A 16144-nucleotide genomic window follows, 5' to 3' on the forward strand; every position below is an offset into this window, starting at 1 on the left:
TCGCCTAAGCGGCGATGAGCGACATTTCAATCAAGTCGCATAGCGCAGGTCGAGGTTGCATTGATGAATTTTCTGCCCCTTTCGGACACCGGAAACGCGGTTCTTGCGCTCACTGTTGTGGTGATCATGTTCGTGCTTTTCCTGCGCGAGAGCTTTCCAACCGAAGTCGTGGCTCTTGCCGGTGCTGCGGTCCTTCTTGTAACGGGCATATTGCCCTATCAGGACGCGCAGATGGTGTTGTCCAATTCGGCACCCTGGACGATCGCAGCGATGTTCATTGTGATGGGGGCACTGGTGCGCACGGGCGCGCTGGATGTGCTGACGCAACTGGCCGAACGATACGCCCGAACCAATCCAAAGATGGCGGTGATCGGCGTGATCCTGTCGGTGATGGCGGCAAGTGCCGTCATGAACAACACACCTGTGGTTGTGGTGATGATCCCGGTGGTCGTGCAGTTGAGCAAAACCCTGGGTACAAAGGCGTCCAAGTTATTGATTCCGTTGTCCTATGCCGCAATCATGGGCGGATCGCTGACCCTGATCGGCACCTCGACGAACCTGCTGGTGGACGGGGTGGCCCGTTCTCAGGGGATGGAGCCGTTCGGGATCTTCGAGATCATGCCGATTGGTTTGGTGGTCTGTGCCTGGGGATTGATTTATATGGGGCTGTTCGCCCGCAAGCTCTTGCCAGATCGCGACAGTATGGCCTCCATGTTGTCGAACCGGTCGAAAATGAAGTTTTTTACCGAGGCGGTAATTCCTCCGGATTCCAACCTGATCGGGCGTGAGGTGCTGGATGTGAAGCTGTTCAAGCGCGAGGGGGTCCGCTTGATCGATGTGATCCGGGGCGATCAATCCTTGCGGCGTAACCTCAAAGATGTGTCTCTTGAGATTGGTGACCGCGTGGTCCTGCGCACGGAAATGACGGAATTGTTGAGCCTTCAGGCGACCAAGGAATTGAAGCGCGTCGATCAGCTGTCAGCGGTCGAGACCACCACAGTCGAAGTGCTGATTACACCGGGGTGCCGTATGGTGGGACGGACGCTCGGCTCGATCCGGTTGCGGCGGCGTTATGGCGTCTATCCGCTGGCGGTGCATCGGCGCAACCAGAATATCGGCCTGCAACTGGATGATCTCATCGTGAAGGTGGGTGATACGCTGCTGCTGGAAGGGGCGGCTGAGGACATCAACCGTCTGGCGGTTGATATGGATATGGTGGATGTGAGCCAGGCCTCTGCGCGGGCCTACCGGCGCGGCCATGCCCCCATCGCCATTACTGCCCTGGTTGGCATTGTCGTGCTCGCCGCATTCAATGTGGCACCGATCCTGATGCTGGCGGTCATTGCTGTCGCCCTGGTGCTGGTCACGGGGTGTATTGACGCCGAAGAGGCCTTTACCTTTGTTGACGGACGTTTGCTGGCCTTGATTTTTTCGATGCTGGCGGTGGGGGCGGGTTTGCAGAATTCAGGGGCGATTACGCTGCTGGTCAATGGCATTGCGCCGACACTTGGCAACTTGCCGCTGACCGTCGTGATCTTCTGCGTGTTCCTGCTGACCACGGTGCTGACCGAAATCGTCTCTAACAATGCAGTTGCCGTGATCATGACACCGATTGCAATCAGCCTTGCTGCGGCGCTGGGTATTGATGCACGGCCCCTGGTGGTGGCGGTGATGATTGCGGCGTCCTGTGCCTTTGCCACGCCGATCGGATACCAGACCAATACGCTGGTTTATGGTCCGGGTGGCTACAAGTTCACCGATTTCATGCGTATTGGTGTGCCTTTGAACCTGAGCATGTCCTTGCTGGCCAGTGCTGTCATTCCAATGGTTTTCTAGCGCCCTGGTCTGAACGGGAGCGCTTGTCGAGAGTGCGGACGGTATATAAGGCCAAAAAGAGGAGGGGGAAGTGCCCTTAAAGCGGCCAGAACACCAGGATTGCGGGGATCGAAACCGCGACAACGATGATTTCGAGCGGCAGCCCCATACGCCAGTAGTCGCCAAAGGAATAGCCGCCCGGACCAAGGATCAAGGTGTTGTTCTTGTGTCCGATCGGGGTGAGGAAGGCGCTGGAGGCGGCCACTGCAACGGCCATCAGGAAAGGATCCGGAGAAACCCCCAGGGTCTGGGCCATCTGGATGCCGACGGGGGCTGCAACGATGGTTGTCGCGGTGTTGTTAAGGACATCGGACAGGGTCATGGTCACCACCATCAAGACGGTCAGCACGATCCAGGGGGCCATGCCCTGGGTCAGCCCGATCAGCGCCCCCGCGATCAATTCGGTACCGCCGGAGGTTTCAAGCGCCGCGCCAAGGGGGATCATGGACCCCAGGAGCACCACGACCGGCCATTCGATGTGGGAATAGAGTTCGGAGAGGGGCACGATTTTCACGAGCACATAGGCGATAACAACAAGTCCGAGGGCGACCGGCAGGTAAATCAGTCCCACACTCGCAGCCATGACGGCGGCACCAAAAAGACCGATGGCCAGCCATACCTTGGTGTTTTCCGTCACCGCCAGCCCGCGATCCGCAAGGGGGAGGACATCAAGCCACTCCGTCACATCGGCCGCAGTGTCACGTGGCACCAGCAGCAATAGAATATCGCCTGCTTTCAGCTCGGTACCGCGCAAACGTGACGTGATTTTGCGGCCCTGGCGGGAGATGCCCATCAGGACGGTGCGCCGGCGCCATGCCAGGCCGACCGCCTGTGCGGTGCGTCCGTTCAGCCTCGAGGATTCCGTGACGACCACCTCTATGATCTCAACACCTTCGCCCCCTGCCTTCAGGAGTTCCTCGCGGTCAGTATCGGCCAAAGCGAGCTTGAGCGTGCTGCGAAATTCGTCCAGGGCATCCGGAGTCGCGTCCAGCACCAGCGCATCCCCTGCCTGCAGGATCACGGAGCGCGCCTGGCCGTAGCGGCGTTTGCCATCGCGGATGAGACCGAGGATTGACACGTCGGCGCTGTCGGCGTCGGGATAGAGTTCCTTGACCCGTTTGCCGATGTGTTTGCTGTCCTCGGGAATCACCAGCTCGGCAATATATTGCGACAGGTCTTCGGTGCTGATCGAGGCATCATCGCGGGCCGGGATCAACCGCCAGCCGATCAAGGCGACAAACGTCAGCCCGGCGATGGCGGCAACCCCGCCGACGGGGGCGAAATCAAACATGCGAAAGGGTTCGCCCAGTGATTCCTGTCGTATCGCGGCGATGATGATATTCGGTGGCGTGCCGATCAGGGTGACCATGCCGCCGAGGATGGTGGCAAAGCTGAGCGGCATCAGGCTGAGGCCGGGGACGCGGCCCGCCTTGCGTGATGTCTGGATGTCGACGGGCATCAAGAGCGCAAGGGCTGCGACGTTGTTCATGAAAGCCGAGAGGATGCCGCCGACGGCGCCCATCAAGGTGATATGGGCACCCAGAGAGCGGGAGGCATCGACAAGCGTGCGGGTGATCAGCAGCACCGCACCGGAGCGCACAAGGCCGGCGGATACGACCAGCACCAGCGCAACCACCAATGTGGCGGGATGGCCGAAACCGGCAAAGGCGTTTTCGGTCGGGACAACGCCGAGAACGACGCCCAGCATCAGAGCGCTGAAGGCGACCAGATCATAGCGAAACCTGCCCCAGAGCAGCATGCCAAAAACCGCGCCAAAGAGGGAGAATAGGATGATTTGATCAGTGCTCATGCCTGCACCATCTTTGGTATCAACTTCCAGGGCAAGAGGAGAATGGTGTCAGGACACAACGACTTGACTCCGACTTGTCCGCCAAGCGGTGCTGGCCTATAGAGGCGGAAATCGCAGGAAATCCACCAAGAGGTATATCATGGCCGGCCACTCCAAATGGGCAAATATCCAGCACCGCAAGGGGCGTCAGGACAAGATTCGCGCCAAGCTGTTTTCAAAATTCAGCAAGGAAATCACCGTTGCAGCCAAGATGGGCGACCCTGATCCAGATAAGAATCCGCGCCTGCGGCTTGCGGTGAAAGAGGCCAAGTCGGCTTCGATGCCCAAGGACAACATCGACCGTGCGATCAAGAAATCAGTTGCGGGCGAGGGCGAGGATTACAAGGAAATCCGTTATGAGGGCTATGGTCCCAACGGGGTGGCGGTTATTGTCGAGACAATGACCGACAACCTGAACCGGACCGCGTCGACGGTGCGTTCGACCTTTACCAAGAATGGCGGCAATCTGGGGGAAACCGGCAGCGTCGGGTTCATGTTCGACCGCAAGGGCGAAGTCAGCTATCCGCTGGAAGTGGGAGACAATGACACCGTGATGATGGCCGCGATCGAAGCCGGTGCCGAAGATGTGGAAAGCACTGAAGACGGTCACGTGATCTGGTGTGCCGATACGGAACTGAACGATGTGGCCACGGCGCTTGAGGCCGAGCTGGGCGAATCGGAGTCGACCAAACTGGTCTGGAAACCGACAACCACCACCGAATTGGATCTGGAAGGTCTGCAAAAGCTGATGCGGCTGGTGGATGCCCTGGAAGATGACGATGATGTGCAGCGTGTCACAACGAATTTTGAAGCCTCTGACGAGGTGATGATGCAGTTTGAAGAGTCCGCCGGGTGATCATTTGAAACTTGAACTGCCGCTCTTGCGGCGCGGCAGTTCGGGAAGGTGCAGGGCCTCTGGCATCTAGCCAGACAGGCGGGCGCGACCGACCCAGGGAAACCCCCTCCAGCGGCGGCGCGGGTTTTGTTCGGTCGGTTTTTGCTGGGCGAGGCTGGCCAGTACTTTTTTGACCTCATTCAGCCGGCTGCGCGCGGCGGTGCTGCCGGCGGATGCCTGAACATCCAGAATCTTGGATTGGGTATGAAGGGCGGCTTCAATGACGGCCAATTCCTGATCACTGACAATCAGATCATGTTGTTTGCAGAACATATTGTTTTCCTTCATCTCTGGAGCCCATGTAGGCGCTTGCCTGCGCAGATGCTAGGGACAGCAACGCAGATCACATTGATTTGTGGCGGTTTTGTGGTTTAGCGCTGCAATGGGCGTAATTGTTTCAACCCGATGCGCAAAATTTCGCGGGTCAGGGGCGCGAGGGCCGGAGCCATTGCGCGGGTCACTTGCCAATACAGTGGCACATCCATCGGCAAGGTGGCATCGAGCGTGACCAAGCGGCCGCTGGCCAGATGGTCGCGGATCAGGCTTTCGGGGATCATACCCCAGGCCATACCGGTGAGCGCGGCCTTGTCGAAGGCGGGGGTGGAAGGCATCTGATGTGTGGGCGGGTATAGAGACCTGCCGGTTTTTGCCGTAATCCAGCGGGCCTGAAGCTGATCCTTGGAGGTAAATGTCAGCATCGGGGCAGAAGCAAGACATTCGGCAGTTATCCCCGCCGGGAAATAGCGCGCCATGTAGTCAGGGCTGGCAACGGCACTGTAGCGCAGGGCACCAAGGGGGTGGAGATCGCAGCCCGTGACGGCCTTGTTCTTGCCTGTAACGGCGGCGCTGACGGCCCCGCGGCGCAGCCATTCATCTGCGGTATCCTGATCGTCGATGCGGAGATCGAACAACATGGCAGGTGCCGCCGCAAGGGCAGGGACCAGCCATGTGTCCATACAGTCAGCAGGCACGGCAAGGGTCAGCCGGGCGGGCAAGGCGGCCTCTTTGGCGATGTCGCCAAGAGCTGCTGCCTCCAGCAAGGCAACGTCTTCGGCATGTTTTGCCAGCCGCGTGCCCAAAGGCGTCGCCGTGCAGGGCTGGCTGCGTGTGACGAGGGTTGCGCCAATCCGTTCCTCCAGCGCCTTAAGCCGTTGCGAAATGGCTGAGGGTGTCACGTTCAGGCTTGCCGCGGCGGCCTCAAAACTGCCCAGGCGCAGAATGGCGGAGAGGGCGGCAAGCTGTGTGGGGTCGATCGGCATAAGATTTTCTAATCTTGAGTTACTATCTTTAATTTGATTAATGAGCTATCCCCCCGGTAGTCAAGTGGCAGACTTAAAACAGGATTTTGCTGATGCTTGCTTCGTTCCTTCCCGGTTTCGCTCTCAGCTTGACTCTCATCCTTGCTATCGGGGCGCAAAATGCCTTTGTCCTGCGACAGGGGCTGCGCCGCGAGCATGTGTTCTGGGTCTGCCTGACCTGCGGAGTATCCGATGCGCTCTTGATCGCGGGTGGTATCGCGGGATTTGGCGCATTGGCGCAGGCTGTCCCCGGGTTTGAAACCGCCATGCGCTATGGCGGGGCGGGGTTCCTGTTCTGGTACGGGGCGCAGAATGCACTTTCCGCCTGGCGCGGCGGCGAGGCCTTGGACACGTCCGGCAAGGCGTCACATGGTCTTGCCCGCACGATACTGACCTTGCTCGCCATTACCTGGCTCAATCCGCATGTCTATCTTGATACCGTGGTGCTGATCGGCTCGATCTCGGCGCAATATCCGGACAGGATGGTCTTTGGTGCCGGGGCCGTGCTGGCGAGTGTGACCTTCTTCTTCGTGCTGGGCTATGGCGCACGTCTGCTTGTCCCACTGTTTGCCAGGCCTGTCAGCTGGCAAATCCTCGATGGCCTCATCGCGCTCACCATGTGGGCGATTGCCGCAAAACTATTCTTGATGTGACCTTGCCCTTTCTGCGGGCGCGGCTCACTAATAGGACATGACAACTGCCCTACCTCACCGCCCGCTGACCGGCATCTTCTGGATGCTCGTAACCGGATTCTTTTTCATCATGGTCACGGCCCTGGTGAAATTCATGGGTCCGCGCCTGCCTGCCGCAGAAGCAGCCTTTTTGCGCTATGCCATGGGTCTGATGTTCCTGATCCCGGCGTTCGGTGCCTTGAAGGCGGCGCATTTGACGCGGCGGCAATGGACCTTGTTCGGCATGCGCGGTCTGTGTCACGCGATGGGCGTGATCCTTTGGTTCTTTGCAATGACCCGCATCCCCATTGCCGAAGTCACGGCGATGAACTATCTCGCGCCGATCTATGTGACGGTCGGCGCGGCGCTTTTTCTTGGCGAACCGCTCGCCTTGCGACGGATTATTGCGGTGATCCTGGGTTTGCTTGGGGCGGCGATCATCCTGCGCCCGGGCTTTCGTGAGGTCAGCGCAGGCCATATCGCAATGCTGATTGCAGCAGTGGTTTTCGCAGGGTCCTACCTGATCGCCAAGGTGCTGGCAGATGAGGTGCGTGCCGGCGTGGTTGTCGGCATGATGTCGGTATTTGTCACCTTGGCGCTGGCCCCCCTGGCGCTGTCTGTCTGGATCATGCCCACCGGACAAGAGATTTTGATCCTGTTGGTTGTTGCCTGTTTCGCGACGGCGGGCCACTTTACAATGACGCTTGCCTTTGCGGCTGCGCCGGTAACGGTGACGCAGCCGATTACCTTCTTGCAATTGGTCTGGGCCACGGCCCTGGGGGCATTGGCATTTGCCGAGCCGGTGGACATCTGGGTCATTCTGGGCGGTTTTGTGATTCTCAGTTCGGTAACCTTCATCACCTGGCGCGAGGCCATGTTGAAGCGTGAGATCACTCCGAATGCTAACGCGACCAAGGTGTGACGAAACGTTCTTGATTGACTAGTCAATAAAAGCCGAACTACCCTTGTGGCGGAACGCTCAAGGACAGGATTCTCTGATGCCCAAGGTTGGAATGGAACCCATACGCCGCTCGGCTCTGGTGCAGGCGACGATTCAAGAGATCGGCGCAGCGCATTCCCTTGATGTAACCGTCGGCCAGATCGCAAAACGTGCCGGCATGTCGACGGCACTTGCGCATCACTATTTTGGAGGCAAAGACCAGATCTTCCTTGCTGCCATGCGCTTTATTCTGGCGGAATACGGCGACGAGGTGCGTGCCCGTCTGGCCGAAGCCCGCAGCCCGCGGGACCGTGCCGCCGCAATCATCATCGCCAGCTTTGACGAAACCTGCTTTGCCCCGGCCACCGTGACCGCCTGGATGACCCTCTATGCCGCGGCACCGACGAACCAGGACACCAGGCGTTTGTTGCGGCTCTATCAAAGACGCCTGCGTTCGAACCTCACCCATGCCCTGCGCCCGATCAGTGCAACACCCGAAGCGGATTCCGACACGATTGCCGCCTTGATTGACGGGCTGTATCTGCGTGCCGCCCTTTCCGAACGCGGCACAGCCTCGGCGGCGCGGGCAAGTGCCCTTTCCACGCTGCAGCTCTTGCTGGATGCCTCGTCATGAGCAAACCCAACATTCTGATCCTGATGGTGGACCAATTGAATGGCACGTTGTTTCCGGATGGTCCGGCGGACTGGCTGCACGCGCCGAACCTCAAGCGGCTGGCGGCGCGGACTACCCGTTTCGCAAATTGCTACACGGCCTCGCCGCTCTGTGCTCCGGCGCGGGCGGCCTTTATGTCTGGCCAACTGCCAAGCGCCACGGGCGTCTATGACAATGCCGCCGAATTCGCCTCCTCGATTCCTACCTATGCACATCACCTGCGCCGGGCGGGCTATCAGACCTGCCTGTCGGGCAAGATGCATTTTGTCGGCCCCGACCAGATGCACGGGTTTGAGGAACGGCTGACCACGGATATATACCCGGCTGATTTCGGCTGGACCCCTGATTACCGTAAACCGGGCGAGCGGATTGACTGGTGGTATCACAACATGGGGTCGGTGACCGGGGCCGGTGTTGCGGAAATCTCCAACCAGATGGAATATGATGACGAGGTTGCCTATCACGCGACCCGCAAGCTCTACGATCTGTCACGTGGTGCCGATACACGGCCCTGGTGCTTGACGGTCAGCTTCACCCATCCCCATGATCCCTATGTTGCACGCAAGAAATACTGGGATCTCTACGAAGATTGTGCGCAATTGCTGCCCGAGGTTGCGATGATGGCCTATGAGGATCACGACCCACATTCACAGCGTATCCTCGATGCCAACGACCGCGACAATTTCGACATCACCGAGAATGACATCAAACGCGCCCGCCGCGCTTATTTCGCCAATATCAGTTATCTTGACGACAAGATTGGTGAGATTTTGCAAACTCTCGAAGAGACCCGACAGGAGGCGATCATCGTCTTCGTCTCCGATCACGGTGACATGCTGGGGGAACGCGGCCTCTGGTTCAAGATGTCCTTTTACGAAGGATCGGCGCGCGTGCCGATGATGATCTGTGCGCCACAGATGCAAGCCGGCCTGCAAACCACCCCGGTCAGCAGCATCGACATCTGTCCGACTCTCTGCGCGTTGGCCGGCGTATCGATGCAGGAGGTCATGCCCTGGACCACCGGCCAGTCCCTGGTGCCGCTGGGGCAGGGCGGGGCACGCAGCGAACCTGTTGCGATGGAATATGCCGCCGAAGCCTCCTATGCCCCGATGGTCTCCCTGCGCTATGGAAAATGGAAGTACAACCGCTGCGCCCTCGATCCTGATCAACTTTTTGATCTGGACGCAGACCCGCATGAGTTGAGCAACCTTGCCGACCACCCCGACCATCAGGGTACCGTCACCTCGCTGCGCGCCAAATCCGAGGCCCGTTGGGACTTAGCCGTTTATGACGCGGATGTGCGTAAATCGCAGGCGCGCCGCTGGATCGTCTATGAGGCATTGCGTCAGGGGGGCTACTTCCCCTGGGATCATCAACCGCTGCGCAAGGCCTCGGAACAATATATGCGCAACCACATGGATCTGAACGTGCTGGAAGAAAGCAAACGCTTCCCGCGCGGCGAATAACCCCTTCATCTTGCCCCTAAACCTCCCGCCGGAGGCATGAAAGTTCTTACCGATGCCCTATGATACACAACCCCCCGCCAGCCATTTTATCAACGGTTCCTACGTCGAAGACACGGCTGGCACTCCGATCGAGGTGATCTATCCCGCGACGGGGGCAAAAATTGCCACGGTCCATTGTGCGACGCCAGCCATCATCGAACAGGCGATCATCAGCGCAAGGCAGGCCCAGGTGGCTTGGGCTGCGCTCAGCGGCACGGAACGGGGCCGTATTCTGCGCAGGGCCAGCGACATGCTGCGCGCATGTAACCACGACTTGAGCGTGCTGGAAACCTATGACACCGGCAAACCCTATCAGGAAACCTCAGTCGCAGATGCGACTTCCGGAGCGGATGCGCTGGAGTATTTCGGCGGCCTGGCGGCAACCCTGACCGGCGAACATATCCAGCTGGGCGAGAACTGGGTCTATACACGCCGCGAAGCGCTGGGCCTTTGTGTCGGCATTGGTGCCTGGAACTATCCCACCCAGATCGCCTGCTGGAAGGGAGCACCGGCGCTGGCTTGTGGAAATGCGATGGTTTTCAAACCATCTGAAACGACCCCGCTTTGTGCATTGAAGGTCGCCGAGATTCTGCATGAGGCCGGATTGCCGGCAGGGGTATATAATGTCGTGCAGGGCATGGGGGAGGTAGGCCAGGCGTTGGTCACGGACCCACGCGTCGACAAGGTTTCGTTGACCGGATCGGTCCCGACGGGGCGACGGGTCTATGCGGCAGCAGCCGAAGGGATCAAGCATGTCACCATGGAGTTGGGCGGCAAATCCCCGCTGATCATCTTTGACGATGCGGATATTGAAAACGCCGTAGGCGGGGCCATTCTGGGCAATTTTTACAGCTCGGGCCAGGTCTGTTCCAACGGCACGCGGGTATTCGTGCACAAGGCCATCAAGGAGCAATTCTTGACCAGGTTGACCGAGCGGCTGAGCAAGGCTGTGATCGGTGATCCCATGGACCCCGAAACCAGCTTTGGCCCGATGGTATCAGAGCGGCAGATGAGAGTCGTGCTGGGCTGTATCGAAAAGGGACAGGCCGAAGGCGCGCGTCTGGTGACAGGGGGTGGGCGGATAGACCGCGAGGGCTTCTATCTGCAACCTACGGTTTTTGCCGATGTGACCGATGACATGAGCATTGCCCGCGAAGAGATTTTTGGCCCCGTGATGGCGGTGCTGGATTTTGAAGACGAAGACGACGTGATGACCCGCGCCAATGACACCGAGTTTGGCCTTGCGGCGGGTGTCTTTACCAAGGATCTGACCCGCGCTCACCGCGTTGCTGCGCGGTTCGAGGCGGGCACCTGTTACATCAACACCTATAACGATGCGCCGGTTGAGGCCCCTTTTGGCGGGTCCAAGAATTCCGGTGTCGGGCGGGAGAATTCCAAGGCAGCGATTGAACATTATTCGCAGCTGAAATCGGTTTTTGTGCGCATGGATGATGTGGAAGCGCCGTTTTGAGGGGGCGTGACCCAAAGGAGCGCTGACGCGCATTACATTTTGGTGCGGATGAGAGGTGAGCCCGGATTCGAGGGGCCTGTGCGGGGTTTGAGGATTTGGGAAATTTGCTGAGAGGTGCTTGAGGCCACAGTCTGTGGCTCAAGACACCTGATCAATTTTGAAGGTGCGATTCCCCGCAGCCTCAAGGACAAGCCGGGCAAGCCCGGTGCGCGAAGGGCGCATCCTTGACCCTGCGCGGAATCACGGGAGTGGTGAGATGAAGGCGGAATTTTTAATTGTCGGGGCGGGTTCGGCGGGCTGTGCGATGGCCTATCGTCTGGCCATGGCGGGGCGCAGGGTTATCGTGATTGAACATGGTGGCACGGATGCGGGTCCGTTCATCCAGATGCCTGCTGCCTTGTCCTATCCCATGAACATGAAGCGTTACGATTGGGGCTACAAATCCGAACCGGAACCGCATCTGGGCGGGCGGCGTCTGGTCTGTCCACGGGGCAAGGTGATTGGTGGATCCTCCTCCATCAACGGGATGGTTTATGTGCGCGGCCATGCGCAGGATTTTGATCATTGGGAAGCAGAAGGTGCCCATGGCTGGGGCTTTGCCGATGTCCTGCCCTATTACAAGCGCATGGAAAACTGGCATTCGGGTGGTCATGGCGGTGATCCGGCATGGCGGGGTCACGACGGCCCGTTACATGTGAGCCGGGGTAGGCGGGCCAATCCGTTGTTCGAGGCCTTTGTCCGATCGGGAGAACAGGCAGGGTATCAGGTGACGGATGATTACAACGGTGCCCAGCAAGAAGGTTTTGGGCCGATGGAGCAGACCGTCTGGAAGGGACGGCGCTGGTCTGCGGCCAATGCCTATCTGCGGCCGGCGCAAAAGACCGGCAATGTGCAGCTCGTGCAGGGGCTGGCGCAGCGGATCGTGATTGTCGATGGCCGGGCCACCGGGGTTGAAGTGTTGCGGCGGGGGCATTCCGAGGTAATCGAGGCGGAGCGTGAAGTGGTGCTTGCCGCGTCTTCGATCAATTCCCCCAAGTTGTTGATGTTGTCGGGGATTGGTCCTGCGGCGCATCTGTCTGAACACGGCATCGAGGTCGTGGCCAACCGGCCCGGTGTGGGAGCGAACCTGCAGGACCATCTGGAAATGTATATACAGATGGCGGCCTCCCAGCCGATCACGCTCTACAAGCATTGGAACCTTTTGTCCAAAGCCCTGATCGGCGCGCAATGGTTATTTACCAAAACGGGCATGGGAGCGTCGAACCAGTTTGAATCCGCCGGTTTTATCCGTTCGAAAGCGGGGGTGCCCTATCCAGACATCCAGTTTCATTTTCTGCCGATTGCTGTGCGCTATGACGGGCAGGCAGCGGCAGAAGGACATGGGTTTCAGGCCCATACAGGGCCAATGCGTTCGCGCTCCCGCGGGACGGTGACCCTGCGTTCGGCGGATCCTGCCGCAGATCCGGTAATCCGGTTCAACTATATGTCCCATCCGCAGGATTGGGAGGAATTTCGCACATGTATCCGCCTGACGCGTGAAATTTTCGCCCAGGAAGCGTTCAAGCCTTTTGTAAAACACGAAATCCAGCCTGGCGCGGCCTATCAGACCGATGCGGAGTTAGATGAAGTGATCCGCGAGCATGCCGAGAGTGCCTATCATCCCTGTGGCACCTGCCGGATGGGCCGCGCCGATGATCCGCAGGCCGTGGTTGACCCGCAGGCGCGGGTGATTGGCATCGAGGGGCTGCGTGTGGCGGACAGTTCGATCTTCCCGCGCATCACCAATGGCAACCTGAACGCGCCGTCGATCATGGTAGGGGAGAAGGTGTCGGATCATCTGCTGGGGCTCGATCCCTTGCCGCGGTCCAATGATGAACCGTGGAACCATCCCGATTGGAAAACCGCCCAGCGTTAGAGCGTTGCGAAGTTAAGACAGCGTTAATCAACCTTAACAGATGTCGTTGCGGGGGGGCAAATTCTGCTGCACCTTAACGAAATGTTAAGACTTTGTTCCTGCTTTCTTCTTGCCCTTGTCTGGGCAAATTCCGTTATCGCGGCGGAATTCACAGGCAAGGTGCGCGTCATCGACGGTGATACCCTGGATGTCGGTGGCATTCGCCTGCGCCTGCACGGGATCGATGCGCCGGAACGTGACCAGCCCTGTACCACCCTATCGGGGCAGGACTGGGGCTGTGGGGACTGGGTCACGCAGCAGGTCCGTGACCGCTATCAAGGGGCGCAGGCGCGATGCGAAGCGACGGATCACGACAGATATAAGCGCGTTGTGGCACGGTGTTTTGTCGACGGTCTGGACATCGGGCAGGATCTGGTTGCGACTGGTCTGGCCTATGCCTATCGCAAATACACAATGGAGTATGATCTGGAAGAAAAGGCGGCCTTTATTGCGGATCGGGGTATTCATGGCTTTACCCTGAGTTCCCCCGAACGTTACCGTTTGACGCGGACCAGGGGACGCGAGGCACCGGATTCCAAATGTCTGATCAAAGGCAATATCAATGGCACGGGCGCGCACATCTATCATGTTCCTGGGCAGAAATTTTACGAACGCACCGGAATCCGCAGTGAAGCGGGCGAGCGGTGGTTTTGTTCCGAGGCCCAGGCGCGGGCGTCTGGCTGGCGGGCCGCAAGACAATAGCCAATCGCAATGCGGCAACGATCCCCTTGCGCTGTTTTCAACGGCAAATGACCCGAGGTACGATCAGGAAAGCCGGGCCATGGCCGGTCTCATTCAACGCGGTAGGGCAGGATATTGCGCAGGTTGGGATCCACAACAAGATCACGCTCAAGCGGGGGCACCGCCCGTTGATGACAATTCCTGCGTTCGCAAATCCGGCATGAAATACCGATAGGTTCAAAGGCTCGGTCGCGGGTGATGTCGATCCCGTCCGCATAGACCAATTGATCCGCGTGACGCATTTCGCAACCCAGGGCGATGGCAAAACGACGCACGGGGGCACCGAAACGCCCGGCGGGTTTGGAAATATCGCGGGCAAGCGAGATATAGCGCACACCATCGGGCGTTTCGGCCAGTTGCCGCAGAAATCGACCGGGCGTTTCAAAGGCACTGTGCACGTTCCACAATGGACAGGCCCCGCCAAAGCGGGCGAACTGCAGCCGGGTGGCAGAATGGCGTTTGGTGATCGTGCCGGCCTGATCTACGCGGACGAAAAAGAATGGCACGCCCTTGGCCCCGGGACGTTGCAGTGTCGAAAGCCGGTGGGCGACCTGTTCAATCGATGCTCCGAACTGGCTTGAGAGCAGTTCAAGGTCATGACGGCAATCCTGTGCGGCGGCGTGAAAGCGGCTGTAGGGCATCAGTGCTGCACCGGCAAAATAGTTAGCCAAGCCGATCTTCGCAATGTCACGGGCGTCGCTGGTGGTGAAGCGGGCCAGATCCAGTGTCGCTTCGAGCAATGCATCCTGACGGGTCAGGGCAACCTGAAGCAGCAACTGAAAAGTCTGGGTTTCAGGGGGCGCGCGTGTAGAGATATGCAGGGTGTTGCTGTCAGGGTCGAAACGGCGAAGGGCGTCGGTATCGTCAAAGGAAACCGTGACACCCGCGTTCCCCAACGCCGACACGGCGGCCACGCGCATATTGACGGCTGTGCCTTTGCGTCCCGAGAAATGCTCGGCAGCATAGTCGACAGCGTCGATGTAATTATCGCAATAATGAAAAAAATCCCGCACTTCTTCCCAAGGAGAAGGGGAAGTGCGGGCGTCTTCCCGCCCCAGGGCTTCGTCCAAAGAGGCAAGACGCTCATGGGTTTGGCGGTAACTCTGGTGCAGATCGAGAAATGCCCGCGCCAGCGCCGGGGCATTCGAAGCGGTCAGCCGAATATCTGCCAGCGGTGGCAGTTTGCCCTGAAACACCGGATCGGCCAGCGCTTCACGCATGTCACTCACCAGCCGCTCGCTGTCTCCGGCACCAAGTTCGGTAACATCAAGGCCGAATTCAGACGCCAGCGCCAGAACAACGGTTGTGGAAATGGGCCGGTTGTTGTTTTCCATCTGGTTCAGATAGGGCAGCGACACCCCCAGCCGTGCAGCAAATTCTTTTTGAGTAAGCCCGATCTTGGTGCGTAATTCGCGCAGCTTCGCTCCGGCGTAGAGTTTCTGACTTGCCATGGGAGGACCCTTTGCAACTTTGCAATCGAGTCAAACCTAGCTTTGCAAAGGCGGGGTCACAAGCGCAGATTTTGTTAGTTATCATACACTCTGCACCCCCCTTTTCAGGGGTTTGACCCCGGAAGACCCCCGCTGATCGTGGAAGTTCCCGGATGGGAAAGCAGGTTTCAGCCGTGCCGATTGGGCTGACGTTGCCACCATGCATGAATTGCAGACTTGCCCACCCGGCGCTCTGGCGGGAAATGATCCGCGATCTGCGCAGCAAGCGCTTCAAACGTGGTGGTGTCGATCCGCGCCACGACAAAGGCGTGAAGCTCTGCATCTGTGTCGATCTTGGATGGCCTGCCGGGGCGGTGCTTACGGACGTGTTCGGCCTTTTCGAACGGGGGTTCGAACCGCATGTTAAAGCCCCCTTCGAACGCTGAGCGTTTCACCATGGCTTCGCTCCTTTCGGCTCATTGCGACCATGTAGATACTTCCGCACGGTTACGTCTGTGACGCGCAGCCGGCGGGCTATGGCGGCGGTGGATAAACCTTGGACCGAAAGGCATTGCGCCAGCCATTTTGTCCCCAATGGTATGCGGTGTTTGAGCGCGTATGACAGACCGCTGAGCCGTTGCATTTTTTCGAAACCAATGACCCGCTCAACTTCGCTTTTGCCTTTGGGTGTCGTCGGAATGGACAACTCTGCCCCGCCAAAATTCAGGAGAAAATCAATCGTCGTTTCAACGCCCAGCACATCCACGAAGCGCTGCACGTGGGCGGGCGGAATAGGGTACTTCGCTTCGCTGTTCATCCCTCAAGCCTCAGATTTGCGTGGC

15 protein-coding genes are annotated in these 16144 nt (G+C 58.9%); 9 read left to right on the forward strand and 6 right to left on the reverse strand.

The window, feature by feature from the left end; all coding sequences use genetic code 11:
• The first annotated feature begins 63 nt into the window (after window positions 1-63).
• Entirely contained in the window at window positions 64-1836 is a 1773-nt protein-coding gene (locus tag OS190_RS05905; protein ID WP_267157735.1) for an SLC13 family permease, read from the forward strand.
• Window positions 1837-1912: 76 nt separating this feature from the next.
• On the opposite strand, the gene OS190_RS05910 is transcribed toward OS190_RS05905, so the two are convergent.
• Window positions 1913-3685 (reverse strand): SLC13 family permease, encoded by a 1773-nt coding sequence (locus OS190_RS05910; protein WP_267157736.1) that lies wholly within the window; start codon window positions 3683-3685, stop codon window positions 1913-1915.
• Between the two features lie 139 nt (window positions 3686-3824).
• Here OS190_RS05910 and OS190_RS05915 point away from each other — a divergent pair, with 139 nt between their 5' ends.
• Complete coding sequence (locus tag OS190_RS05915) at window positions 3825-4580, forward strand: YebC/PmpR family DNA-binding transcriptional regulator (RefSeq protein ID WP_267157737.1); 756 nt, start codon at window positions 3825-3827, stop codon at window positions 4578-4580.
• A 66-nt stretch (window positions 4581-4646) separates the two neighbouring features.
• Here the strand turns inward: OS190_RS05915 and OS190_RS05920 are convergent, their stop codons facing one another.
• On the reverse strand, window positions 4647-4892 hold the full coding sequence (locus tag OS190_RS05920) for a hypothetical protein (protein ID WP_267157738.1): 246 nt from the start codon (window positions 4890-4892) through the stop codon (window positions 4647-4649).
• A 98-nt stretch (window positions 4893-4990) separates the two neighbouring features.
• Window positions 4991-5878, reverse strand: coding sequence for a LysR family transcriptional regulator ArgP (locus tag OS190_RS05925; protein WP_267157739.1), 888 nt, complete (start codon window positions 5876-5878; stop codon window positions 4991-4993).
• Between the two features lie 92 nt (window positions 5879-5970).
• Between OS190_RS05925 and OS190_RS05930 the strand changes: the two genes are divergently transcribed.
• From OS190_RS05930 to OS190_RS05960, 7 genes are all read left to right on the forward strand, one after another.
• The gene (locus OS190_RS05930) at window positions 5971-6570 is read left to right on the forward strand and encodes a LysE/ArgO family amino acid transporter (protein ID WP_267157740.1); all 600 of its coding nucleotides are present in this window, start codon (window positions 5971-5973) and stop codon (window positions 6568-6570) included.
• Between the two features lie 37 nt (window positions 6571-6607).
• On the forward strand, window positions 6608-7510 hold the full coding sequence (locus OS190_RS05935) for a DMT family transporter (protein WP_267157741.1): 903 nt from the start codon (window positions 6608-6610) through the stop codon (window positions 7508-7510).
• A 76-nt stretch (window positions 7511-7586) separates the two neighbouring features.
• Window positions 7587-8162 carry a choline-binding transcriptional repressor BetI gene (gene betI / locus OS190_RS05940; RefSeq protein ID WP_267157742.1) on the forward strand — a complete coding sequence of 192 codons (576 nt, stop codon included), beginning with the start codon at window positions 7587-7589 and terminating at the stop codon, window positions 8160-8162.
• Window positions 8159-9667: a choline-sulfatase gene (gene betC, locus OS190_RS05945; RefSeq protein ID WP_267157743.1), complete on the forward strand. Its 1509-nt coding sequence runs from the start codon at window positions 8159-8161 to the stop codon at window positions 9665-9667. Before betI ends, betC begins: the two co-directional genes overlap by 4 nt.
• Before the next feature lie 52 nt (window positions 9668-9719).
• Window positions 9720-11177, forward strand: coding sequence for a betaine-aldehyde dehydrogenase (betB, locus tag OS190_RS05950; RefSeq protein ID WP_267157744.1), 1458 nt, complete (start codon window positions 9720-9722; stop codon window positions 11175-11177).
• A 256-nt stretch (window positions 11178-11433) separates the two neighbouring features.
• A complete protein-coding gene (betA, locus tag OS190_RS05955; protein ID WP_267157745.1) occupies window positions 11434-13092 on the forward strand; it encodes a choline dehydrogenase in 1659 nt (552 codons plus the stop codon).
• Between the two features lie 81 nt (window positions 13093-13173).
• Window positions 13174-13833, forward strand: a complete 660-nt coding sequence (locus OS190_RS05960) for a thermonuclease family protein (RefSeq protein ID WP_267157746.1) — start codon at window positions 13174-13176, stop codon at window positions 13831-13833.
• An 89-nt stretch (window positions 13834-13922) separates the two neighbouring features.
• Here the strand turns inward: OS190_RS05960 and OS190_RS05965 are convergent, their stop codons facing one another.
• The 3 genes from OS190_RS05965 to OS190_RS05975 form a co-directional block, all read right to left on the reverse strand.
• Window positions 13923-15323, reverse strand: a complete 1401-nt coding sequence (locus OS190_RS05965; protein ID WP_267157747.1) for a helix-turn-helix transcriptional regulator — start codon at window positions 15321-15323, stop codon at window positions 13923-13925.
• 167 nt (window positions 15324-15490) lie between these two features.
• The gene (locus tag OS190_RS05970) at window positions 15491-15760 is read right to left on the reverse strand and encodes a hypothetical protein (protein ID WP_267157748.1); all 270 of its coding nucleotides are present in this window, start codon (window positions 15758-15760) and stop codon (window positions 15491-15493) included.
• Window positions 15754-16119, reverse strand: coding sequence for a helix-turn-helix domain-containing protein (locus OS190_RS05975; RefSeq protein ID WP_267157749.1), 366 nt, complete (start codon window positions 16117-16119; stop codon window positions 15754-15756). The genes OS190_RS05970 and OS190_RS05975 overlap by 7 nt, the downstream gene beginning before the upstream one ends.
• Between the last annotated feature and the right edge of the window lie 25 nt (window positions 16120-16144).

Source organism: Sulfitobacter sp. F26204 (assembly GCF_026410305.1).
Lineage (GTDB): Bacteria > Pseudomonadota > Alphaproteobacteria > Rhodobacterales > Rhodobacteraceae > Sulfitobacter.